Source organism: Gordonia alkanivorans (assembly GCF_004011905.1).
In the GTDB taxonomy this organism is placed as follows: domain Bacteria; phylum Actinomycetota; class Actinomycetes; order Mycobacteriales; family Mycobacteriaceae; genus Gordonia; species Gordonia alkanivorans.
This window is the reverse complement of sequence record NZ_CP027114.1, coordinates 4218112-4241402: the sequence shown is the minus strand read 5'-3', so window position 1 is coordinate 4241402 and position 23291 is coordinate 4218112. Positions and strand designations below refer to the sequence as shown.

The window sequence follows — 23291 nt, the reverse complement described above, 5'->3', positions numbered from 1 at the left end:
CGCCGGCCTGATTGCATTCACCCCTCGTCCCTCATCCCCGGCTACGCGTTCCGGAGATGATGAGGATCAGGCCGATCAGCAGTCCGACGCCGACGGCGGCCCAGCCGAGGTCGGCGGCGTCGGGGAGTGCCGGTCCGCCGGCGAGTCCCCAGCCCGCGACCGCCAGGGCCGCGATGCCCACGATCCCCAATCCCGGTGCACGATGGGTTGATTCGGCGTAGTCGTCGGCGGCGTTCGGGCCGCTGTCGGTTTGCTCGTTCATCGGGTGACCCGAACCTCTCCCATGCCGGTGTGTGCGTCGATCTCGAGAACGGGCCCGTCGGTGCCGTCACGTCCGCCGTCGAGTCCGGCGGGACACTCGATGTCGCCGACGCCGGTGTCGCAGGTGACGCGGACGTTCATGTTCTCGGGCAACGCGACCTCGATGACGCCCATCCCGTTCCGTAGTTCCACCCGCCGGTCGGCGGTGAGGTCGATCTCTCGTAGGTCGAGGGTCATCTCACCCATCCCGAGGGTGTACTCGGGCTGGATGTCGTTCTCGCTCAGTGGCTTCCAGTTGCGATCGCCGACCCCGCCGGTGGGCAGGGTGACACCGGAGACCGTGGTGGTCACGATGGTCGCGATACCCAGCAGGATGGCGACGGGCAGCAGGCCGGTGCTGTGCTCGCCGGTGCGCCGGCGCAGTGTCGCGGCCAGCACGAGGCCGGCACCGACGACCGCCAGAGACAGGGAGAGGATGCGTGGCACGGTGAACCAATCGACTCCAGCCTGATGCAGGGCCGTCCCGATCGCTCCGACGATGACCGCGAGCCCGAGGACGATCAGCGTCAACGGTGACCGGCGACGACGCTGCTCGACCGGCTTCACCGGTGTGGCGGGTTCGGGCAGATCCCACGCGAACGGGGCGACGCCCAGCGGATCCCAGGCCGGCGGGGCGGTGTCGATGTCGTCGGAGGCGGGCACCGGGGTCGGCAGGGGAGACCAGCGTTGCGTGCCGGCCGAAGCGGTGTCGACGTCGTTCTGGCTCAAGCCCGTCTCCTCTGTCGCCGCGAAGTTCACGGCCGGCTCGGTGGTGGGGTTCACGTTCGTCGCCGGACTCGGCTGCGTTCCGGGGCCGTATGTGGGTTTCTGCAAGTCGACGCCCGGGGCGTTCGTCGGGGTCGGTGTGTTCGCCGGGACACCGGTGGTCCCGGTGCCGGCCATGGCGCGCGGGACCCAGCGTTCGAACTGCCCCGCCGTCGGCGGCGGCACCACGACGTCGGTGACGGCGACGGTGTCGATGCTGGTGCCGGGCGGGGGCGTCGGGGTGCGCAGGTGGAGCAGGTACCACCCGCCGAGCATGAGGATCGCGCCGACCAGTCCGCCCGATCCCCAGGTGCGGTTCGGGCCGACCGAGGTGACGATGACGATCGCGAGGACGGCCAGCACGATGAACTGCGGGTTGCCCCAGCCGTGGCCGCGGTGACCGCCGCGACCACCGGAGTGGGCGGCGCGAAGGGCCTCGGTGTGGGCGCGCTGCCGGCCCGGGAACGCGATCCACGCGGCCAGGTACAGGATCAGCCCGCTGCCGCCGAAGAAGGCGGACACCACGAAGGCGATCTTCACGAGCGTCGGATCGACGCGGTAGCGGGCCGCGATGCCACTGCACACGCCGGCGATGGTCCGGTTCTCCGGACGGTAGGGGCGTGTCGACCACATCTCCCTGAGCTGATTCTGGAACTCCTTGGTGTCCATGGCGATCATCGTGCTCTCCCGGGCACCCGCAGCACATCGGGTGATCCCCTGATTTCCGCCCGGGGGTGATCGGGGGGACGAACCTCCACCCCGAGACCGCGGGCACAGAAACAGGGGTGAACCCCGATGTCCGGATTCGTCGCCCGTGGGAACATCGAGGGGTGAGTGGAACGGAGGTGGAGCCTGCCCCGCGGCTGGTACGACGGGACGGCGGCCGGGTGGTCGCCGGGGTCGCCGGTGGCATAGCCGACCATCTGGGGGTCGACGTCTTCCGCGTCCGGATCGTGTTCGTGGTGCTCGCCGCGCTGGCCGGTGCCGGGGTCGCGGCCTACGGGCTGCTGTGGTTCTTCTGCCCACCCGGCAAGGACACCGCACCGCCCGCACCGGGCGAGCGCCGGCAGTCACTCGGACTCGCGGTGATCGGGCTCGTGGCGATGTCGGTCGTCGGCTTCGCCGCGTCGGGCACGCCCGCGGAATACCTCGTCCCCTTCGTGTTCGTCGCCATCGGCGCGAGCCTGGTGTGGCGCGAGTTCGACACCTCTCACCGCGCGCCGCGTGCCCCGCTGCTCACCTGGACACGGCTCATCGGCGGGGTGCTGCTGGTGGTCGGCGGATTGGTGGTGATCGTCCTCGCCGGCGATCGCAGCTTCGGCGGACTCAACTCGACGATCCTCGCGGTGATCGCGACCCTGATCGGCGTCGTGCTGCTCACCGTGCCGCTGTGGATGCGGATGTGGCGCGCCCTCAACGAGGAACGTGCCGCACGCATCCGCAATGCCGAACGCGAGGAGATCGCCTCGCACCTACACGATTCGGTGCTGCAGACCCTCGCACTGATCCAGAAGAAGGCCCATCGCCCGGAGGAGGTCGCGCGCCTCGCCCGCAGCCAGGAACGCGAGCTGCGTGCGTGGCTGTTCGGCGACCCCGCCCAGGAGCGCGGCTCGCTCGCCGCGGCGCTGCGCAGCGTCGGCGCGGAGGTCGAGGACGCCTACGGGGTCGAGGTCGAGATCATCACCGTCGGCGACCTGCGGCCCCGCGACGCACGTGATGCGAAGCGCTGGTCGGCGCTGGCGGGCGCGGCCCGGGAGGCGTTGGTCAACGCGGCCAAACATTCCGGTGAGCGCACGGTCGACGTGTACAGCGAGGTGACCGACGATCAGGTCGAGGTGTTCGTCCGCGACCGCGGAGTCGGCTTCGACCCGGACGTCGTCGACGACGACCGCCAGGGCATCAGCCGGTCGATCCGGGCGCGGATGGAACGGATGGGTGGCCGCGTGGCGATCACCTCGACACCGAGGCGCGGCACCAACGTCGCGCTCACGATGCCGCGCATCGACGGTGTGGCGGGGACCGAGGTCGCGGGCGAGGTCGCGGCGTCCCCGGTGGAACAGCTGCAGTCAGAGAACGAATTGACGGACGACCGGAAGGTGAGATGACGACCCCCGAGCAGATCCCGAACCCGACGGACACGACGGCCGACGCGGCAGCGTCGTACAACGCCGACGCCGCGGCGTCGACCTACACCGTGTACCTCGTCGACGACCACGCCGTGTTCCGTTCCGGGGTGCGCGCGGAACTGGCCGACGAGTCGGGGCTACGTGTGGTCGGGGAGGCGGGCGCCGTGCCGGAGGCGATCGCCGGGATCGTGGCCACCGCACCGGATGTGGTGCTCCTCGATGTCCACATGCCCGCCGGCGGCGGGGTTGCGGTGCTGCGGGGCGTCCTCGACCGGGTCGGCGCCGATGCGGAGACGGCGCCGGTCTTCCTCGCCCTCAGCGTCTCCGATGCCGCCGAGGACGTGATCGCGACGATCCGGGCAGGCGCCCGCGGGTATGTCACCAAGACGATCGACGGCGCCGAACTGGCCGACGCGGTGCGCCGGGTCGCCGAGGGCGATGCGGTGTTCAGCCCCCGGCTGGCCGGATTCGTGCTGGACTCGTTCACCGGGAAGTCGTCGGCGCCCGAACCGCCGCTGGACCCCGAACTCGACTCCCTCACCCGCCGTGAACTCGAGGTGTTGCGGCTGCTGGCCCGCGGCTACACCTACCGGGAGATCGCCGAGGAACTCTTCATCTCGATCAAGACCGTCGAGACGCACGCGTCGAACGTGCTGCGCAAGACCCAGCAGTCCAACCGGAACGCGCTGACCCGCTGGGCGGCCACGCGCCACATCGGCTGATCCCGCGGGAGCGTTTACCTCCCGCGGGCGCTATCCGGTAAGCGGGAAGGAATCGGCCACGCGGGAGCTGCGGCGCATTCAACTCCAAAGCCCTAGCGCAGCAGCGCGATCGCCAGGACCACGAGCACTGCCAGCACAGCGAAGAACACGAACACCGACACCGCGAGTGCGGTGCTCGAGGTCGCGGAGTTGCGGGTCGGTTCTCCGTAGCCGGGGTTCATCGGCTGACGGTGGGGCGACGACGACTGGGACGTCATCGAATACGGCGGCGTCGACATCAGGGTCGGGGAGTGGTGCTCCTGGCGGGTGTGTGGGATGTCGCGTGAGCCGCGGTCGCCGGCCAGGGTCGGGGCGTAGGGCGGCAGCGTCGCGCCCGCCACCGGGCGGTGAGGCCCTGTGGTCGACGATCGGTTGTTGCGCTGCGCCCACACGGGCGTACCGGCGCCGGGGCGGGTGATGAGTCCGGTGAGTACCTGGTCCTTGGTGCCGCGCGAACCCGCCGCGAACGCGGTGAGGGCATCGCGTGCCTCGGCCATCGTCGGCCGCTTCGTCGGGCTCGGTTCCAGCAGGCGCAACAGGACCGGTTCGAGGTCGCCGGCCTTGGTCATCGGATTGATCCGCGCACGAGCGACCTTGTGCAGCAAGGCGATCGAGTTGTCATCGACGCCGAACGGCGGCTGACCTTCGACCATCGTGTAGATCGTGGCGCCCAGCGAGTAGACGTCGGAGGCCTCCATCGGCTCCGCGCCGCGAGCCACCTCGGGCGCGAAATAGGCTGGGGTGCCGGTGATCACGCCGGTCTGGGTGAGGGTGACGTCGTCCTTGGCCCGCGAGATCCCGAAGTCGGTGATCTTGACGAGCCCGGCGTTGCGGCCGCCCTCGGCGATCAGGATGTTGCCCGGCTTGATGTCGCGGTGCACGATCCCGGCAGCGTGGGCCTCGACCATCGCGTCGGCCACCTGCGCGCCGATCTGGGCCGCTTCCCTCGGCTCGAGTGTTGTTACGGCGTGCAGGATCTGGGCGACGCTGCGCGACGGCAGGTATTCCATCACCAGCCACGGCTCGCCGCGGTCGAGGGCGACGTCGTGCATCGCGATGGCGTTGCGATGGGACAGCTTCGCCGCGATGCGACCCTCGCGCATCGCGCGCTTGCGGACGTTGTCCGCGGAATCCTCGGTGAGGCCCTCGGTGGAGACGACCTGCTTGACGGCCACGTCGCGATCGAGGAGTTGATCGCGGGCCAGCCACACCGTGCCCATGCCGCCGCCGCCGATCCGCGACTTCAGGCGGTATCGGCCGGCCACCAGGTACTGGGGACCTGGGGCATGATGGGTTCCGACGGACGGTGGCATACGGCGATGATAGCCGCGAGGGCTCGTCGGCGGGCACCGCGCTTGACAGTGTGATCGCACATGTGTTCGACTCGCTCTATGCGATGGTCCGAGCAGGCGGTCGAGGTCGACGACGGGGCGCTCCCCGGGCTGAGCCGCTCCGGCCTGGTGCGGTCGGTGCGAACACCCGACTTCGAGGGTGTCACCTTCCACGAGGTGCTGGCGAAGAGTGCTCTCAATCGTGTCCCGGAAGCATCTCATCTCCCGTTTCAGTTCACTGTCAACACTTTTCGCGGATGCACTCACGCGTGCCGCTATTGTTTCGCCCGGCCGACGCACGAGTACCTCGACCTCGACGCGGGCAAGGACTTCGACTCCCAGGTGGTCGTGAAGCTGAACGTGGCCGCGGTGCTGCGCAAGGAGCTCAAACGCCGCTCGTGGACGCGGGAGACCGTCGCCCTGGGGACCAACACCGACCCGTATCAGCGCGCGGAGGGTCGGTACAAGCTCATGCCGGGTGTGATCGCCGCGCTCGCGGAGTCCCGGACCCCGTTCTCGATCCTCACCAAGGGGACGCTGATCCGGCGCGATCTGCCGCTGCTGCGACAGGCGGCGGGTCAGGTCCCGGTGAGCATCGGCATCTCGCTGGCGATCATCGACCCGGATCTGCAGAGGAAGGTCGAACCCGGCACCCCGTCGCCGCAGGCCAGGCTCTCGCTGATCCGCGACCTCGCCGACGCCGGCCTCGCCCCGCACGTGATGGTCGCACCGGTCATCCCGTATCTGACGGATGCGAGATCTCATCTCGACGAGCTGCTCGGGGCGCTCGCCGACGCGGGGGCGGCGGGCGTGACCGCGTTCCCGATGCACCTGCGGTCCTCGACCAAGCCGTGGTTCCTGGAATGGCTGGCCGAGGAACATCCGGCGCTGATCCGTAGGTACCGCGGTCTCTACGGGCGCGGTGCCTACGTGACGCCGGAGTACTCGTCGTGGTTGCGGGAGCGGATGCAACCGATGGTTCAGCGGCACGGGCTGGCCGGCTCTGGTGGCCTGCGGCAGTCCGGCTCGGACGCGGGGTCGCCCGGGTCCGTGGCCGCACCCGAACTGCAGCACGCACTCACCCTGTTCTGACGGCCCTTGCTCCCCGCGCCTGAAGCAGCGAGGCGGGGATACGCAGCTGTTCGCCTTCTTCTGTGACGAAAGATGCTCCAGTGCAACGTGTTATGTCTGGTCGCGGGTCGCCGATCGGTCTCGGTTGACGCTTGTCGGTGGGTGGTCCTACTCTCTGATCATCGAAACAATGTTCGAATGATCGGCGGACGAGATCACCCTCTCGGATCATTCCCACGGCGGTTCGAGAACCAGATGGCGCAGCACCTTCCCGGCTCGCTCGAGAACCACCACGCGACTGGAGAGTGTCATGGATGTGTCGTCCCGTACGGATGAGTTGGCCGGCCTCCGCCGACGCATGGCGGCGATGTCGGGACGTCCCGACCGGCATGCAGTGGAGACGCGCGATCCGGCCACCGGCGTGCTGCCGATTCCGGAGCCGCTGTCAGAGATACTGCCGCACAATGGGATTCCTCGCGGAACGGTCGCCCGGTTCGACGGTGCCAACTCGTTGCTGATCGCGATGATCGCGTCGGCCACCCGTGCGGGTGGCCAGGTCGGGATCGTCGGGATGCCCCGGCTGAGCCTGTTGTCGGCGGTGGAGATGGGTGCGGACCTCTCGCGCATCGCCACCATTCCCGATCCCGGCCTCGATCCGGTGGAGGTCGCCGCGGTCCTGCTCGACGGCATGGACCTGGTGGTGCTCGGCCGTGTGGGGCCGGGTACGGCGGATGCGGTCGCCCCGTCGCGTGCACGCGTGGTGATGGGACGCGTCCGCAAGCAGTCGTCGGTCCTGCTGGTCGCCGGTGGTACCTGGCCGGGTGCGCAGCTGACCATCGAGGCGCGAGTGCTCACCTACCGGCACAGTCCGCTGCTGTCCGGCGCCACCGACCTGGACTCCGCACGCAGCGGATACGGCCGCATCGGCGGAATGAGACTGCAGGTCACGGCATCAGGACGCGGCAGACAGACCCAGAGCACCGAGGTCGACCTCCTGGCACGAGGTCAGGGTGCCGACCGCTCGGTGGAGATGGTCTCGACGACGAGCACTCGTCCGGTCCTCGCGGTCGCGAACTGATGACACGGCAGGAACTCACCAGGCGGACTCTCGCGCTCTGGTGCCCGGACTGGCCGGCGATGGCGGCGGCCGCCGAGGCCGACCTGCCGCCGCTGCATCCGGTGGCGGTGCTGTCGGCGAACCGGGTGGTCGCCTGCTCGTCGACCGCCCGGGCCGTCGGCGTCCGGCGCGGCATGCGCAAACGCCAGGCGCAGGCGCTGTGCCCGGAGATGACCGTCGTCGCGGCCGACGAGGTCCGCGACGGCCGGCTGTTCGATCCGGTGGTGGCCGCGGTGGGCGACGTGATCCCGACCCTCGAGGTGCTCCGGCCGGGTCTGCTGGTGATCCCCGGTGATCGGGCGGCTCGCTACTTCGGCGGCATGGAGGCGCTCGCCGAGGAGCTCGTCGACGTCGTGTCGGCCTGCGGCATCGAATCGCAGGTCGGCATCGCCGACGAGATCTTCACCGCGGTCCTGGCCGCGCGGCGCGGCCACCAGGTGGAGCCGGGTGGGGACCGGGCCTATCTCGCCGGCCGGCCCATCGCCGACCTCGCCCTCGAACCGAGCATGAGCGACCCGTCGCGTGTCGAGCTGGTGGATCTGTTGCGGCGTCTGGGGATAGGCACCATCGGCGCATTCGCCGAGATGGACATCGCCGACGTGGCGACCCGCTTCGCCCGGGACGCGGTGCTCGCGCACCGTCTGGCCAACGCGTTGCCGGGCCGCGTGCCGTCGGGCCGCCACCTGCCGGCCGAACTCGATGTCGACCACACCTGCGATCCGCCAGTCGACCGCATCGATGCCGCGGCGTTCATCGGCCGCACCCTCGCCGAGAAGCTCCACCAACGACTGCGCGACGCCGCCGTTGCTTGCACCCGACTCACCATCGAGGCGACCACCGAACGCGGACAACAGCATTCGAGGACGTGGAATTGTGCGCAGCCGCTGACCCCGGAGACCACCGCGGACCGTATCCGATGGCAGTTGGAGGGCTGGCTGACCGGTGGCCGGCGAGGGAACAGCCGGGCGAGAGGGCAGGTCAAGGACACCCGCCCCGACTCGCCGATCGTGCGCCTGCGGCTGGAGCCGGTGGAGGTCGTCGAGGCCGGTGCCCTGCACTACCAGCTCACGGAAACGCTCGCGGGTGGCTCGGCGGTCGACCCCGACGTCGAAGAACGCGCTCGACGTTCCCTGGTCCGCATCCAGGGGTTGCTGGGCGGCGATGCGGTGCGAATCCCGGTGCTCAGCGGTGGCCGCGGACCAGCCGAACGGATCACGATGGTGTCCCTCGGCGACGAACGGACACCGCGTCGCGACCCGTCCGCGCCGTGGCCCGGGCACCTGCCGCAACCCACCCCGACGGTTCTGGTGGAGACGGCGATCAGCGTGCTCGACGCCCTCGGTCAACCCGTGCGGGTGACCGACCGGGGAGCGTTCACCGCCGAACCGGTGACCGTCCGGCTGTCGGAGACGACGGGTGGCGGAAAAGGCCGGAAGACGAGCTGGGGGTTGTGCTGGTGGGCCGGTCCGTGGCCGGTCGGAATGGACCGCGCATCCGCGGCGGGAACCGAACTGATCGCGCGGGCTCAGGTGCTGCTCGACGACTCACGCGCCCTGCTGCTCTGTTACCGCGGCGGTGAGTGGATCGTCGAAGGGGTCTACGAGTGAGGGCCTCAGTTGTTGCGGCCCCGCGCGATCACCGGCCAACGGGTGTCCGAGCCGTCGATCGCCACCAGCTCGTCGACGAGGTTGACCGCGTTGCACACGTGATTCGGCACCACGCGAACAAAACTCCCGATACCGGGGATGCGCTCGTCGGACGACCCGGCCGGGAACTCCACCACCGCATGATGTTCCGACAGCATCACGATGCGGGCGTCGTGATGATCGAGGAGCCGGCCGTACCCGGTCGCCCAGGCGGCGCGGTCGGCACCGAGGATCTTGCTGCCCGCGTCGAGGACGATCCGGTGGTTGTCACGGCGCACCACCGTCGCGACCGCGGTCAACGAGACCTCGTCGAAGCCGCACGAGCCGATCTCCACCTGCTGTGCGTCGTTGAACGGGTACACGCCGGGCCGGATCTCGGTCAGGACGTTCGCCTGCTCGGCGTCGAGCAGGCCGACCGTCGGGGTCGAGCCACCACTGCGTACCCGCGGTTCGATTCCGTTGGCGCGCAATCCGTCTGCCGCCGTCGCCAGTGCGGCCAGCTCCTGGGTGGCCGCGTCGCGTCGGGTGTCGCCGAGGCCGTAGGAGTGGCCGGGGAAGGTGAACACGCCGATCACGTCGAGTCCCTCCGCGACACCCGCCGCGCCGACCGAACCGGCCAGTTCGGGGGTGACGCCGGTGCGGTGCTGGCCGGAGTCGACCTCGACGAGCACCTGCAACCGGGCCGGACCCACCGCGGAGGCGAGATGCCGTGCGCCGGCGAGCGAATCGATCCCCAATCGCAGGGTGACCCGCTCGGCGAGGGCGCGGAGTCGAGCTGCCTGGCCAGCGGTCGGCCACAACGGGTACGCGATGAAGATGTCGGTGCACCCGGTGACATCCGCGGCATCGGCGAATGCCTCGGCCTCGCCGATGGTCGCCACGGTCAGGCCGACCGCGCCGTGCTCGATCTGCAGGCGGGCGATCTCGGCGCATTTGTGAGTCTTGGCGTGTGGCCGCACGTCGACCCCGACGCTCCGGGCTGCTCCGGCGAGGGCGGCGAGGTTGCGGTCCAGGCGGTCGACGTCGACCTCGAGGTACGGGGTGTCGATCACGCGTCGCGACCACCCGAACGGCGGGCACGCCCCATCGCTGCCGCCGACTCGCCGAACAGCAGGTACTCCAGATGCAGGATGCGGGTGGTCAGGTCGGGCGTGAAGCGGTGCCCGATCTCGGCGATCGTCCCGACGACCGAGCTGACCCGCTTGGGCCGGTCGACGATCGCGTGCAACACGCGGGACGCGGCCTTGTCCACATCCCAGGTGCCGGGCTGGTTGTCGTAGGCCTCGGTGGGCGAGATCATCCGCGTCTTCACCAGCGGCAGACGCACATTGGAGAATGTGACGTGGTCGGAGACGGTCTCGGTGCCGGTGACGTCGCTGAACGCCTCCAGTGCCGCCTTCGACGCCGCGTAGGCACCGAAGCGCGGTCCGCGGGACTGCACCGCGATCGAGGTCACGTTGACCACATGTCCCGACCGCCGGGCCACCATGTGCGGCAGGAGTCCGAGGATGAGGTTGACCGCGCCGAAGTAGTTGACCGCCATGACCCGGTGGTAGTCGTGCGAGCGCTGTACAGAGTTCACGGTGGCGCGCCGGATGGACCGGCCGGCGTTGTTGACCAGCACGTCGACGTGACCGTGCTCGGCGAGCACCGACTTGATCAGTGCGTTGACCGACTCCTCGTCGGTGATGTCGCACTGGTAGGCCACCGCCCGGCCCGGCGGGATGCCCTTCTTGCTGGTCGTCGAATTCAATTCGTCTGCGGCGGAATCGAGTTCCTCGGCAGACCGGGCCACGATCATCACGTTGGCGCCGCGGGCGACACACATCCGGGCGGTGGCCTTGCCGATACCGCTCGACCCGCCGGTGATGAGGATGTTCTTGCCCACCAGCGGACCCCGGGGGTCACGGCGCCGGTTGCGGGAGCGGTCGAGGTGGGCAGACCAGTACTGCCACAGGCCGGGTGCGTACTCGGTGAAGTCGGGAACGCTGATCCCGTGCTCGTGGAGGACGGCGTGGGTGGCGTCGGAGGAGAAGTCCACCGGCAACGACACCGCGTCGAGCACCGCTGACGGGATACCTTGTTGGGCGGCAAGGAGATTGCGGCCGACGCGGGCGGGTCCCATGGCCGACAGAGCGAGCGCGGGCTCGACCACCGAGTGCGGGATGACGTCGAAACCGCGGGGCGCTCCGAATGCCGGGGCGAGGGCGTTGTACATCTCGGTGGTGGTGAGCGAACGCCGGTCGCCGAGATGGAACACCAATCCGCTGCGTTCGGGGTCCACGGCGATGAGCGCGACCATCGCGGCGGCGACGAAGTCGACGGGCACCATGTTGAGCGTGCCGAGGTCGGGCATCGGCAACCGCAGTCTCGACGGCAGGTGGCCGAGCGCGGCGAGATGCCCGAAGAAGTAGTAGGGACCGTCGATCTTGTCCATCTCGCCGGTTCGCGAGTCGCCGACCACGATCGACGGCCGATACACGCGCCACCGCAGGCCCTCGCGCTCGCGGACGACCCGCTCCGCCTCGAACTTTGTCCGGTGATATGCCGTCGGAAAACCTTGGCCGACTTCGAAATCGGCTTCGGTGAACCGGCCGCGATGATCGCCGGCGACGGCGACCGAGGACACGTGGTGGAACAGGGCGTCGTGGGTGATGGCGAAGTCGGCGACGCGAGAGGTGCCGATGACGTTGGCCGCGCGCTGCGACTCGGCGTCGGCGGCCATGTCGTAGATCGCGGCGAGATGGACCACGTGGTCGAACTCCGGCAGGTCATGCGTGTCGAGGCCGAGGCCCGGGCTGGTCAGGTCCCCGACGACCGGGGTCACCCGACCGGTGGCACCGAGCTCGTCGAGCAGGGCGTCGAACGCCGATCGTGAGGATTCGCGAACCAGGGCGTGGATGGTCGCGCCGGGGTCGACGGTCAGAAGTCGATCGATGACGCGTCGGCCGATGAATCCGCTGCCTCCGGTGATGAAGTAGCTGGTCATGTTGGGATCCCATCATGTGAGCGGGCATGTCGCCCGCTGGATGTCCTCCTCCCCCCGATGGGAGATGGAATCTGTCTGATACTCAGAGTTGCACTTACTTGTGCCGAGCGCAACGACCGCGGGGCGGGAATCGAGATGTCCATTCGAATGCATGTTCGATAGACTGCTCGGGTGGGCTGGGATCAGGGACCACCGACGTGGTCGGAGATGGAGCGGGTGCTCTCCGGTCGGGCACCCGACGGCGGGCGTCCGGGTACCGCTTTCGGCCCCGATGACAGCGACCACGCCATGTTCCCGGGCGACGGCGGCGACAGCCCGGCCTGGTCGCGCAAACGCGGCGCCTACCAGGCGGAGGACATCGCGCGCGGCTCGTCGTCGGTGGCCTATGCCGAACTCCACGCCCACAGCTCGTACAGCTTCCTCGACGGCGCGTCGATGCCGGAGGAGCTGGTCGAGGAGGCGGAACGGCTCGGACTGCAAGCGCTGGCCGTCACCGATCACGACGGCTTCTACGGCATCGTCCGGTTCGCCGAGGCCGCCCGCGAGTTCGGCATGCCGACGGTCTTCGGTGCCGAGCTGTCGCTGGAACCCGACATCGCCCGGAGCGGCCTCAACGATCCACCGGGAGAACACCTGCTGGTCCTCGCCCGCGACGGCGAGGGCTACCGGCGGCTGTCGCGGACCATCGCCGAGGCACACATGGTGGCGGGCGAGAAGGGCTTGCTGCGTTACGACCGCGACGCCCTGTCCGGCGCCGGCGACGGACACTGGCTGATCCTCACCGGCTGCCGGAAGGGCGCGGTCCGGCGGGCGCTGGACCGCGGCGGTGTCCCGGCCGCGGAGATCGCGCTGCGGGAGATGATCGAGACCTACGGTCACGGCAACGTCGTCCTGGAACTCACCGCCCAGGGCATGCCCGACGACGACGAACGCAATGCGGTGCTCGCCGGTCTCGCCGCACGCGCCGGGGTGCCGACGGTCGCCACCACGGGTGCGCACTTCGCCGCACCCCGACGCCGCCGGCTGGCGATGGCGATGGCGGCGGTTCGGGCACGCACCGACATCGAGACCATCGCCGGCTGGATGCCGGGGGTCGCCGGCGCACACCTGCGCAGCGGCGACGAGATGGCCCGGCTGATGCCCGCTCACCTCGACGCGATCGACAACGCGGTCGGCATCGCCGCAGACTGCGCCTTTCGGCTCGGTCTGATCGCGCCGGAGTTGCCGCCGTTCGACGTGCCGGAGGGGTACACCGAGGCCAGCTGGTTGCGCGAACTCACCATGACCCGCGCCCGGCGCCGATACGGCACACCCGTCGAACATCCGCAGGCCTACCGGCAGATCGAACACGAACTCGCCATCATCGAAACCCTCACGTTCCCCGGCTATTTCCTCGTCGTCGCCGACATCGTCGACTTCTGCAAGGCCAACGACATCCTGTGCCAGGGCCGGGGGAGCGCCGCCAACTCGGCGGTCTGTTACGCCCTGGGGATCACCAACGTCGACCCGGTCGCCAACAAGCTGCTGTTCGAGCGGTTCCTCGCCCCCGAACGCGACGGGCCGCCCGACATCGACGTCGACATCGAGTCCGACCGTCGTGAGGAGGCCATCCAGTACGTCTACCGCCGGTACGGCCGGGATCGCAGCGCGCAGGTGGCCAACGTCATCACCTACCGAGGCAAGTCGGCGATCCGGGACATGGCGAGGGCGCTGGGATATGCGCCCGGGCAGCAGGATGCCTGGGCCAAGTCCCCGGACGCCGCGCCATCCGACGTGACCGATCTGGCCGGTGAGATCCTCGGTATGCCAAGGCATCTGGGTATCCACTCCGGTGGCATGGTGATCTGTGACCGGCCCATCGCCGACGTCTGCCCCACGGAGTGGGCGCGGATGGAGAACCGCAGCGTGCTGCAGTGGGACAAGGACGACTGCGCGGCCATCGGGCTGGTCAAGTTCGACATGCTCGGTCTCGGGATGCTCTCGGCGCTGCACTACGCGATCGATCTGGTCGCCGAGCACAAGGGCATCGAGGTCGATCTCGCCACGCTCGACCTCGCCGAACCGGCGGTCTACGAAATGCTGTGCCGCGCCGACTCGGTCGGTGTGTTCCAGGTGGAGTCCCGCGCCCAGATGGCGACCCTGCCGCGGCTGAAACCGCGCTGCTTCTACGACCTGGTCGTCGAGGTGGCGTTGATCCGCCCCGGACCCATCCAGGGCGGTTCGGTGCATCCCTTCATCAAACGGCGCAACGGAGACGAGCCGGTCACCGTCGAACACCCGTCGATGCACAAGGCCCTCGAGCGGACGCTGGGTGTGCCGCTGTTCCAGGAGCAGCTGATGCAGCTGGCCGTCGACGTCGCGGGTTTCGACGCCTCCGAGGCAGACCAGCTGCGTCGGGCGATGGGTTCCAAACGGTCGCCGGAGAAGATGGAACGCCTGCGCAAACGCTTCTATGCCGGCATGGAGAAGCTCCACGGCATCACCGGGGACACCGCCGACCGCATCTTCGAGAAGATGGCCGCCTTCGCCAACTTCGGCTTCCCGGAGAGTCATTCGCAGAGTTTCGCGTCGCTGGTCTTCTACTCGTCGTGGTTCAAGCTGCATCACCCGGCCGCGTTCTGCGCGGCGCTGCTGCGGGCGCAACCGATGGGTTTCTACTCGCCGCAGACCCTGGTCGCCGACGCCCGCCGGCACGGGGTGGCGGTCCATCGCCCCGACATCAACGCTTCTCTTGCTCACGCGACGCTGGAGAACGAGGGCCTCGACGTGCGGCTGGGGCTCGACGAGGTGCGCGGGGTCGGGGAGGAGGTGGCCCAGCGGATCGTCGACCGGCGCGCCGACGGCCCGTACACCGACATCACCGACGTCTCCCGCCGGGCCGCGTTGAGCGCCAAGGAACTCGAGGGTCTCGCCGGGGCCGGGGCCTTCGACGGTTTCGGTCTCAGCAGGCGACAGGCGCTCTGGGAGGCCGGGGCGGCCGCGACCGTTCGTGACGACCAGCTGGAACTGCGATCGGCGGGTGCCACGCCGACGCTGCCCGGCCTGTCCGACATCGAGCTGGCGGCCACCGACGCCTGGGCCACCGGTATCACCCCGAAGTCGTATCCGACGCAGTTCCTGCGCCCTCGGCTCGACGCGATGGGGGTGGTGGCCGCGGACCGGTTGCTGTCGGTGCCCGACGGCGCGCGCGTACTGATCGGCGGCGCGGTGACCCACCGCCAACGACCTGCGACGGCCTCCGGCGTGACCTTCATCAACCTCGAGGACGAGACCGGAATGGTCAACGTGGTGTGTTCCGTCGGCCTCTGGGCGCGGTACCGTGTATTGGCACAGACCGCACCGGCATTGCTGGTGCGCGGTCGGGTACAGAATGCCGAAGGCGCCGTGACCGTCGTCGCAGATCGTTTGCAGCGCATGGATCTTCGGGTGGGAACCAGATCCAGAGACTGGCAGTAGCCCGTGAGGGCCTGCCGGAGTGACAAACTACGAATCGGGGACATCGATGTCGCAGCAGGTCGTGGTGACCGTCAAGCCGAAGAGCAGCAAGGGGCCGCTGGTGGAAGCCGGCCCCGACGGAACCCTCACCATCTACGTTCGCGAACCCGCCACCGAGGGTCGTGCCAACAAGGCGGTCGCCGAACTGCTCGCCTCACATCTCGGCGTACCCAAGAGCAAGGTCGCGCTCATCGGCGGGGCCACCGCCCGCACCAAGCGGTACCGCGTCGACTAAACGGCGCCGGCGAAACCGTTCTGCCGCCATGCCTCGTAGACGACGATGCTCGCCGCGTTGGCGAGGTTGTGTGATCGACGGCCGGCGAGCATCGGGATGCGCACCCGGTCGGTGACCTCGGGTTCGGCGAGAACCTCGTCGGGCAGACCCGTGGGTTCCGGACCGAACAACAGCACATCGCCGGGCCGGTAGTCGACATCGGTGTGATAGCGCTCTGCGTGTGCGGTGAACGCGAACACCCGCTCGGGCTTCAGCGTGGTCCACGCCGTCACCAGGTTGGGATGCACGGTTACATTGGCCATTTCGTGATAGTCCAGCCCCGCCCGCTTGACCTGGGCGTCGGACATCGAGAACCCCAACGGTTCGATGAGGTGCAGTTCGCACCCGGTGTTGGCGGCCAGCCGGATCGCGTTTCCGGTGTTCGGCGGGATGCAGGGTTGATAGAACATGATCCGGAACATGATGTGCCCAGCGTAGTCGCACGGCTCGGCGTCGATGACGGCGCCGCTACAGGTCGGAGCCCGTGTTTGCCCCGCACAGCACGATGCACAGCGTCGAATCCGGTTCCGGCCGAACCGCTCCGATGGTCACCGCGGCGACGGCGGCAGCGGTGCCGTGTTCGACGAGGATGCGGTGCGAGTCCCACAGCATCCGCCGCGCGGCGATGAGCTGGTCGTCGGTCACCAGCACGCTGTCGACGCCGGGGTGCTGCGCGGCGGTCTCCCAGCAGATGTCACCGACGCGGGTGGCGCCGAGGGAGTCGGCGGCGACGCTCTCGAGTTCGACCGGGACCGGCGACCCCGCTGCCCGCGCCTGGTGAAGACATGACGCCCCGAGGGGTTCGGCACCCACGAGACGGTCGCCCGGACGCAGGGTCGCCGCGAGGCCCGCGATGAGGCCACCGCCACCGACACAGACCACGGTGGTGAGCGGACCGGGGATGTCCTCGGTCACCTCGAGGCCGATCGTGCCCGCACCCGCGACGATGTCGGGCAGGTCGTAGGCATGCAGCGGGAGCGCGCCGGTGGTGGCGGCGAGTTCGACGGCGGCGTCGGCGGCGTCCTGATAGCGCAGCCCGACGAGGTGCACCTGCGCACCCAGGGTTCGCAACGTCTGGACCTTGACCTCGGGCGCGGTTTCCGGGATCACGACGGTGCACGGCACGCCGGCGATCCGTGCGGCCCAGGCGGCGCCGATCGCGGCGTTGCCTCCCGATGCGACGAGAACCCCGGCGTCGGTCAGTGTTCCCTCCGCGCGTGCGTGCAGCGTCGCCCACAGGCTGCCCCGCACCTTGAAACAGCCGCCGAGCTGGAGGTATTCGAGTTTGAAGACGACGTCCCGGGGGCCGTCGACGGACTCGATGGCGGTGCGCAGCGTCGGTGTCCGCCGCACGAGCGGGGAGATGGTTGCCGCAGCGAGGTCGACGTCGGCCCGTGTTGCTCTCACGGCACAGACAGTAGTGGCTCACAGCAGAGTCGCCGTGGATGGAAGAATGTCGGGCGTGACCGCGATACGACTGGACGGCAAGACCACGCGCGACGAGATCTTCGCAGATCTCACCGAACGGGTGAACACACTGCGCGAGGAGGGCATCACCCCCGGTCTGGGCACCGTGCTCGTGGGCGACGACCCGGGCTCGCAGTCCTATGTGAAAGGCAAGCACTCGGACTGCGCCCGCATCGGGGTGGCCTCCATCCGCAAGGACCTCCCGGCCGACACGACCACCGAGCAGCTCAACGCCGCGATCGACGAACTCAACGCCGACCCGGCCTGCACCGGATACATCGTGCAGCTGCCGCTGCCCAAGCACCTCGACGAGAACGCGGCGCTCGAGCGGATCGACCCGCTCAAGGACGCCGACGGACTCCACCCCATCAACCTCGGGCGACTCGTACTCGGCAAGGAGTCGACGCTGCCGTGTACACCGCGCGGCGTCATCCACCTCCTTCGTCGTTATGACGTCCCGATCGCCGGTGCCCGCGTCACCGTCGTGGGTCGCGGTGTCACCATCGGCCGGCCTATCGGTCTGCTGCTGACGCGCCGCAGCGAGAACGCCACGGTCACCCTCTGCCACACCGGCACCGCGGATCTCCGGTCGGAGGTCGAGCGCGCCGACATCGTCGTCGCGGCCGCCGGCGTGCCGCATCTGATCACCAAGGACATGGTGAAGCCGGGTGCCGCGGTCATCGACGTGGGCGTCAGCCGGACCGACGAGGGCCTGGTCGGCGACGTCCATCCCGACGTGTGGGAGGTCGCCGGACACGTCTCGCCGAACCCCGGCGGCGTCGGACCGCTGACGCGCGCGTTCCTGCTCGTCAACGTCGTCGAACGGGCCGAGCAGCAGCTCGCCGCCCAGCAGGCCGATGCCGGCGCCGTCGCCGGGGTTGAGGGCGGCGGCACGGCGTGAGCCCGGACGAGCCGCGCGTCGGTCCCACCGGAGCGGATCTGCCCTCGTCGGATCCGAATCGGTTGCGGCCGCCGGCCTCGGGTGACGGACATCACGATGCCGAGCCCGGGCCCGAGCCGGTGCGGGGGGTGCGTGCGGTTCTCGTTCAGATCCCGTACCTGCTGGTCATGCTGGGTGTCCTGGCGGCTGCCCTGCTCGTGATGTTCGACCGATGGCGACGCGGATCCTTCGTGTTCGGTGCGGCGCTTCTCGTCGGAGCGCTGCTCCGTGCGTTCATCCCGTCGTCTCAGGCGGGATTGCTGCAGGTCAGAGGGAAATTGTTCGACGTATCGGTGATGGCGACGGTCGGCGGTGTGATGCTCTGGCTCGCCACATCGATCGACTCTCTGGGCACGGATTGATTACAATAGAGACCTGAGCGTGACCTTCAGAACGAGTGGTCGCGCCTGACCAGGCAACTCTCTGCCGAGCCGCACCGAGTACGACGCTGGGGCAGACGCACCGACCGCTGGAGTACGTATCACCGCAACACCGACCGATGACCATGTGAACGAAGCGACGTCGATGGGCGTGTCGGCAGGCGCCGGCATGATCCACTACGTCCTGCTGACGCGTGACGATCTCGGCCGCAGCGTGGTGGATTCCCGCGTCATCGACGTCGACCCGACCGACGGTCTCGACGGTGCGGGCCGCGTCAACGCCGGCATCGACGTCATGCTCGGCGCCGCCCGCGAGGCGGGCGCCCGGGTGGGTCCGATCGGAGTGGCTGCCCGGACCGCCGCTCAACGACGCCACCTGCGATCGCGGGGGAGCGGCCCCCGTCGCCAGATCCGGTTGGTCGGCGAGGACGAGGCCGTGGTCGCCTACCTCGCCGACACCGGCGAGATCGATCGATTCTCCACCGCCGTCGTCGTCGACTGCGGCGACACCGGCATGTCGATCTACACCGTCGATCCGCGCAGTCGCCGGATCACGGGGGTCGAACGCTCGACGGTCCTCAGCGGACGTCGTCTCGACCGTGCCATCGCCGCGAACCTCACCGCCGACAATCCGTCGCTCGGGGACGCTGCGCGCAGCCGCGCCGGTCGCAGCGAGTTGCTCAGCGCCTGCCGGACGGCGAAAGAAGAGATCTCCTACGGACATTCGGGGTCCGGCGGTCCCTCGGTGGCACTCCCGGGCGGTGCCGGGCGGGTCGCGCTGACCGAATCCCATGTGGCAGACGCGGTGGCGCCGATGGTCCGCGAGGCGCGCGAGGTGTTCGACCGATACGTCGCCGAAGCGTCCGCCCGCGGAGTCGACCCCGATGCGGTGGTCTTCGTCGGCGGTCTCGCCAATCTCCCTGCGGTCCGCGACCTGGCCCGCGGCCACGACTTCGACACGGTCTGCCCGTCGACCCCGGAACTGGTCGCGGCGACTGGTGCGGCTCTCCTGGCCGGCGAAACCTATTCGGGCACAACCCGCCTCGCCTTCATCGGCGGACAACGGCAGCGCGAGTGGCTGTCGGCCACACCGCTCGCGGTTGCGGGCGCGATCATCGCCGCGGCCCTGATCACCGTCTATGCGGTCAGCTCGTCGTTCGCCGAACGTCAGATCACCGAGCCGTCGTCGACGGTGAGTAGCGTCCCCGCCGCCGCCACGACGAGCGAGCAGAGCTCCGAGCCGGCGCCGACGACCACCTCGGCCCCGGTGACGCAGATCCCGGACCAGCCGGTCGAGCAGACCTACGAGCAGCCCACCCAACCGCTGCAACCGGTTGAGCCGCCGGCGTGGAACCAGCAGCCGGGCTGGGCCACCACCGAATTGCCGCCGACCGCGCCGTCGACCGGGACGAGCACACGCACGTTGTCGCCGTTCCCGTGGCCGACGCTGCCGTTCGCGCCGGGCTCGACACCCCCGATCCCGCCGACGCTGTTGCCCAAGGAGATCCGGCCGCGGAACACCACGCCGGCTCCGCCGCCGCTGACGCCGACACCGAACAGATCGGTACCCAATCGGTCGTCGGGGTCATCGCCTCGCGAAGAGACGCCGGAATCCGGAGCCGTGCGGACGGCACCACCGGCGTCGTCGAGCACCCCGGTACCAGTCCCGCGCTGAGCGCAGACGGCCGGTTTCAGACCGGGGAGGATCCCGAAAAGTCAGGCGTCGCGGCGAGCGAGCTCGACCGTGCGCTTGAGCAGGTCGCTGATGGCGTCGAATTCGGTGAGGAAGCCGTCGTGTCCGGTGTCGGAGCGCACGACCTGCAAACCGCCGACACAGTTGCCCAGTTCTTCGGCGAGCTCGGCCTGTAACCGCAACGGATACAGGCGATCCGAGTCAATTCCGCCGACGATGACCGGGACCTTGCACTCGTTGAGCGCCTTCTGCACGCCGCCGCGGTTGCGGCCGACGTCGTGATGGTTGAGGACCTCGGTGAGCACCACGTAGCTGCCTGGATCGAAGCGCTGCATCAGCTTCGACGCCTGGTGCTCGAGGTAGCTCTGGACGGCGTACCGGCCGCCGAGCAGCGGCTGCTCGTCGCCCTGCGGTTCGTTGGCGAAGCGCTCGTCGAGTTCGGGCTCGCTGCGGTACGACAGATGCGCGATCTGACGGGCGATGCCCATCCCGGTCAGCGGCGTCTGGCCGGTTCCGTGGTAGTTGCCGCCGTGCCAGGCCGGGTCGGACTTGATGGCGGCGATCTGAGTGGTCTGGATGCCGATCTGGTCGGCGGTGGCGCGGGCACCGACGGCCAGCACCAGTGCGCTGCGAACGCGCTCCGGGTATTCGATGGCCCATTCGAGTGCGCGGGCCCCGCCCATCGATCCGCCGAGAACGGCTCCGACGCTGCGGATTCCGAGGCGGTCGAGGAGCGCGACCTCGGCGCGGACCTGGTCGAGCACGGTGATCTGCGGGAAGCGTGATCCCCAGGGCCGACCGTCGGAGGCGAGAGACCCGGGACCGGTCGATCCCTTGCACCCACCGAGCACGTTGGCCGAGATGACGCACCACTCGTCGGTGTCGATGGCCTGGCCCGGGCCGATGAGGCCGTCCCACCAGCCGGGTGTCTCGTGCTCGGCGTCGGCGGGACCGGTGACATGGGAGTCGCCGGTGAGTGCGTGCAGGGTGAGGATGACGTTGTCGCGGGACGGCGACAACGTCCCCCAGCGCTGGAACGCCAGGGTGACGTTGTCGATCCGTTCACCGCTGTCGAGAGGCAGCGAGCCGATGCTCATGCCGACGAGCTTCCCGTCCGGGACCGATTCCCAGTCGGGCTGATCAGACGCTTGCGCGTTCAGGTCGATACTCACCGACAAAACTGCCTCACCTGTCCTATTTGGCGGCTGCGAAGCCCTGTTCGAGATCCGCCAGGATGTCGTCGATTCCCTCGATGCCCACGGCCAGGCGCACCAGGCCCGGGGTGACACCCGCGGCGAGCTGCTCCTCGGGGGTCAGCTGGCTGTGGGTGGTCGAGGCCGGATGGATGACCAGCGAACGGACGTCGCCGATGTTCGCCACATGGCTGTGCAGGCTCAGGGCGTCGACGAACTTCTTGCCCGCGTCCACACCGCCGTTGATCTCGAAGGCGATGATCGCACCCTGGCCCTTGGGGGCGAGTTCCTGGCCGCGCTGGTACCACGGCGAGGACTCGAGGCCGGCGTAGGCGACGGACTCGACCTGCGCGTGACCCTCGAGGAACTTCGCGACCTTCTGCGCGTTGGCGACGTGGCGCTCGATGCGCAAGCTCAGGGTCTCGAGGCCCTGGGCGAGCAGGAAGGCGTTGAACGGTGCGATGGCGGCACCGGTGTCGCGCAGCCACTGGACGCGGGCCTTGAGCGCGAAGGCCGGGGCGCCGAGGTCGGCGAACACCGCACCGTGGTAGCTCGGGTCCGGGGTGGTGAAGCCGGGGAACAGGTCTTCACCGTCACGCTGGACGCGCCAGTCGAAGGTGCCGCCGTCGACGATCACGCCGCCGATCGCGGTGCCGTGTCCGCCGATGTACTTGGTGGCCGAGTGGACGACGACGTCGGCGCCGTGGGCCAGCGGGTTGATCAGGTACGGGGTGGCGACGGTGTTGTCGATGATCAGCGGCAGGCCGTTGCGGTGTGCGACCTCGGAGATGCCCTTGATGTCGAGGATCTCGTTGTTGGGGTTGGAGATCGACTCGCCGTACAGCGCTCGGGTGTTGTCCTTGATGGCCGCCTGCCACGACGCGGGATCCTGGGGATCCTCGACGAAGCTCACCTCGATGCCCAGCTTCGGCAGGGTGTAGTGGAAGAGGTTGTAGGTGCCGCCGTACAGACGCGGGCTCGACACCACGTGACCGCCGGTTTCGACGATGTTCAGGATCGAGTAGGTCTCGGCAGCCTGACCCGACGACACGAGCAGGGCCGCGACGCCACCCTCCAGGGCCGCGATCCGCTGCTCGACCGCGTCCTGGGTCGGGTTCATGATGCGGGTGTAGATGTTGCCCGGCTCCGCGAGACCGAAGAGGTTCGCCGCGTGCTGCGTGTCGTTGAAGACGTAGGAGGTGGTCTGGTAGATCGGCAGCGCCCGGGCGTTCGTGGTTGCGTCGGCGGCCTGGCCTACGTGGATCTGCTTGGTCTCGAAGCTCCACGTGTCGGCTAGATTGGTGCCTTCGTTGGCATCAGACATGACTGTTGATCACTTTCTACGGTCGGCAGGGCCAAACTCGACCCTGTTGGGGTCCGACCTTCGGACCCGCGCTTGCCGGGGCTTCGCTTCCGCGATCCCACAACCCGGTCATCACCCGGAGCACCCCACCGCGGTTGGAGGGTTGCCGATCAGCAAGCCGGGGCTTGTCGCTGATACTCATGACCTGGCGACAAGGATATAACACGGATGTGAGTGCCAGAGAACCCTCCCGGTCACGCCGAATCGAAGTCCTCGTCAGCCGCCCGAACCGTGTAGTGGACGTGTCCTCCGAGCGGGTGAAATCGGCGGATGAAAGCGTGAATCACCTGTTCAGAATCGTTAGCATTTCTCAGCGTCCTGTCAGGTTCGCTTTCTCCCTTTAGAGTTCCGGTCAACCCCGGTGAAGACGCCTCTTCATC

General features: G+C 69.0%; 19 protein-coding genes and 1 riboswitch. Of the genes, 10 read left to right on the top strand and 9 right to left on the bottom strand.

The annotated features are described in order from the left end of the window. Positions 1–31: 31 nt before the first annotated feature. Together C5O27_RS19220 and C5O27_RS19215 are read right to left on the bottom strand one after the other, a co-directional pair. Entirely contained in the window at positions 32–262 is a 231-nt protein-coding gene (locus C5O27_RS19220; protein ID WP_006360732.1) for a hypothetical protein, read from the bottom strand. After that, complete coding sequence (locus tag C5O27_RS19215; RefSeq protein ID WP_042376710.1) at positions 259–1743, bottom strand: PspC domain-containing protein; 1485 nt, start codon at positions 1741–1743, stop codon at positions 259–261. The genes C5O27_RS19220 and C5O27_RS19215 overlap by 4 nt, the downstream gene beginning before the upstream one ends. Before the next feature lie 152 nt (positions 1744–1895). On the opposite strand from C5O27_RS19215, the gene C5O27_RS19210 reads away from it, so the two are divergent. Together C5O27_RS19210 and C5O27_RS19205 are read left to right on the top strand one after the other, a co-directional pair. Beyond that, on the top strand, positions 1896–3170 hold the full coding sequence (locus C5O27_RS19210; RefSeq protein ID WP_075862861.1) for an ATP-binding protein: 1275 nt from the start codon (positions 1896–1898) through the stop codon (positions 3168–3170). Further along, a complete protein-coding gene (locus C5O27_RS19205) occupies positions 3167–3913 on the top strand; it encodes a LuxR C-terminal-related transcriptional regulator (RefSeq protein WP_244216541.1) in 747 nt (248 codons plus the stop codon). Before C5O27_RS19210 ends, C5O27_RS19205 begins: the two co-directional genes overlap by 4 nt. A 92-nt stretch (positions 3914–4005) precedes the next feature. On the opposite strand, the gene C5O27_RS19200 is transcribed toward C5O27_RS19205, so the two are convergent. Further along, positions 4006–5265 (bottom strand): serine/threonine-protein kinase, encoded by a 1260-nt coding sequence (locus C5O27_RS19200; protein WP_040535576.1) that lies wholly within the window; start codon positions 5263–5265, stop codon positions 4006–4008. Positions 5266–5343: 78 nt separating this feature from the next. On the opposite strand from C5O27_RS19200, the gene C5O27_RS19195 reads away from it, so the two are divergent. From C5O27_RS19195 to C5O27_RS19185, 3 genes are all read left to right on the top strand, one after another. Beyond that, positions 5344–6375 (top strand): Rv2578c family radical SAM protein, encoded by a 1032-nt coding sequence (locus C5O27_RS19195; protein ID WP_127963408.1) that lies wholly within the window; start codon positions 5344–5346, stop codon positions 6373–6375. 289 nt (positions 6376–6664) lie between these two features. Then, complete coding sequence (locus C5O27_RS19190; RefSeq protein ID WP_035750570.1) at positions 6665–7432, top strand: hypothetical protein; 768 nt, start codon at positions 6665–6667, stop codon at positions 7430–7432. After that, positions 7432–9078 carry a DNA polymerase Y family protein gene (locus tag C5O27_RS19185; protein WP_127963407.1) on the top strand — a complete coding sequence of 549 codons (1647 nt, stop codon included), beginning with the start codon at positions 7432–7434 and terminating at the stop codon, positions 9076–9078. The genes C5O27_RS19190 and C5O27_RS19185 overlap by 1 nt, the downstream gene beginning before the upstream one ends. 5 nt (positions 9079–9083) lie before the next feature. Here the strand turns inward: C5O27_RS19185 and C5O27_RS19180 are convergent, their stop codons facing one another. Together C5O27_RS19180 and C5O27_RS19175 are read right to left on the bottom strand one after the other, a co-directional pair. Then, entirely contained in the window at positions 9084–10169 is a 1086-nt protein-coding gene (locus C5O27_RS19180; protein ID WP_127963406.1) for an alanine racemase, read from the bottom strand. Beyond that, positions 10166–12106: an SDR family oxidoreductase gene (locus tag C5O27_RS19175; protein ID WP_127963405.1), complete on the bottom strand. Its 1941-nt coding sequence runs from the start codon at positions 12104–12106 to the stop codon at positions 10166–10168. The genes C5O27_RS19180 and C5O27_RS19175 overlap by 4 nt, the downstream gene beginning before the upstream one ends. A gap of 171 nt (positions 12107–12277) precedes the next feature. On the opposite strand from C5O27_RS19175, the gene C5O27_RS19170 reads away from it, so the two are divergent. Further along, entirely contained in the window at positions 12278–15562 is a 3285-nt protein-coding gene (locus tag C5O27_RS19170) for an error-prone DNA polymerase (protein ID WP_006359164.1), read from the top strand. Positions 15563–15608: 46 nt separating this feature from the next. Next, on the top strand, positions 15609–15836 hold the full coding sequence (locus C5O27_RS19165) for a DUF167 domain-containing protein (RefSeq protein ID WP_006359165.1): 228 nt from the start codon (positions 15609–15611) through the stop codon (positions 15834–15836). On the opposite strand, the gene C5O27_RS19160 is transcribed toward C5O27_RS19165, so the two are convergent. Together C5O27_RS19160 and C5O27_RS19155 are read right to left on the bottom strand one after the other, a co-directional pair. Further along, positions 15833–16297 carry a tRNA (cytidine(34)-2'-O)-methyltransferase gene (locus tag C5O27_RS19160; RefSeq protein ID WP_006359166.1) on the bottom strand — a complete coding sequence of 155 codons (465 nt, stop codon included), beginning with the start codon at positions 16295–16297 and terminating at the stop codon, positions 15833–15835. The genes C5O27_RS19165 and C5O27_RS19160 overlap by 4 nt on opposite strands. Before the next feature lie 46 nt (positions 16298–16343). After that, entirely contained in the window at positions 16344–17282 is a 939-nt protein-coding gene (locus C5O27_RS19155) for a serine/threonine dehydratase (RefSeq protein ID WP_127963404.1), read from the bottom strand. Between the two features lie 55 nt (positions 17283–17337). Here C5O27_RS19155 and C5O27_RS19150 point away from each other — a divergent pair, with 55 nt between their 5' ends. The 3 genes from C5O27_RS19150 (at position 17338) to C5O27_RS19140 (ending at position 20337) form a co-directional block, all read left to right on the top strand. Further along, positions 17338–18243: a bifunctional methylenetetrahydrofolate dehydrogenase/methenyltetrahydrofolate cyclohydrolase gene (locus C5O27_RS19150; protein ID WP_208651396.1), complete on the top strand. Its 906-nt coding sequence runs from the start codon at positions 17338–17340 to the stop codon at positions 18241–18243. Positions 18244–18410: 167 nt separating this feature from the next. Further along, positions 18411–18644 (top strand): DUF3017 domain-containing protein, encoded by a 234-nt coding sequence (locus tag C5O27_RS19145; protein WP_210735478.1) that lies wholly within the window; start codon positions 18411–18413, stop codon positions 18642–18644. Between the two features lie 163 nt (positions 18645–18807). After that, positions 18808–20337: an Hsp70 family protein gene (locus C5O27_RS19140; protein WP_035750896.1), complete on the top strand. Its 1530-nt coding sequence runs from the start codon at positions 18808–18810 to the stop codon at positions 20335–20337. A gap of 41 nt (positions 20338–20378) precedes the next feature. Here C5O27_RS19140 and metX read toward each other — a convergent pair whose 3' ends face one another. Together metX and C5O27_RS19130 are read right to left on the bottom strand one after the other, a co-directional pair. Further along, complete coding sequence (gene metX, locus C5O27_RS19135) at positions 20379–21533, bottom strand: homoserine O-acetyltransferase MetX (RefSeq protein ID WP_006359171.1); 1155 nt, start codon at positions 21531–21533, stop codon at positions 20379–20381. A 16-nt stretch (positions 21534–21549) separates the two neighbouring features. Then, positions 21550–22872 (bottom strand): bifunctional o-acetylhomoserine/o-acetylserine sulfhydrylase, encoded by a 1323-nt coding sequence (locus C5O27_RS19130; RefSeq protein ID WP_127963402.1) that lies wholly within the window; start codon positions 22870–22872, stop codon positions 21550–21552. A gap of 63 nt (positions 22873–22935) precedes the next feature. Continuing rightward, positions 22936–23057, bottom strand: a riboswitch (SAM riboswitch). Positions 23058–23291 lie beyond the last annotated feature (234 nt).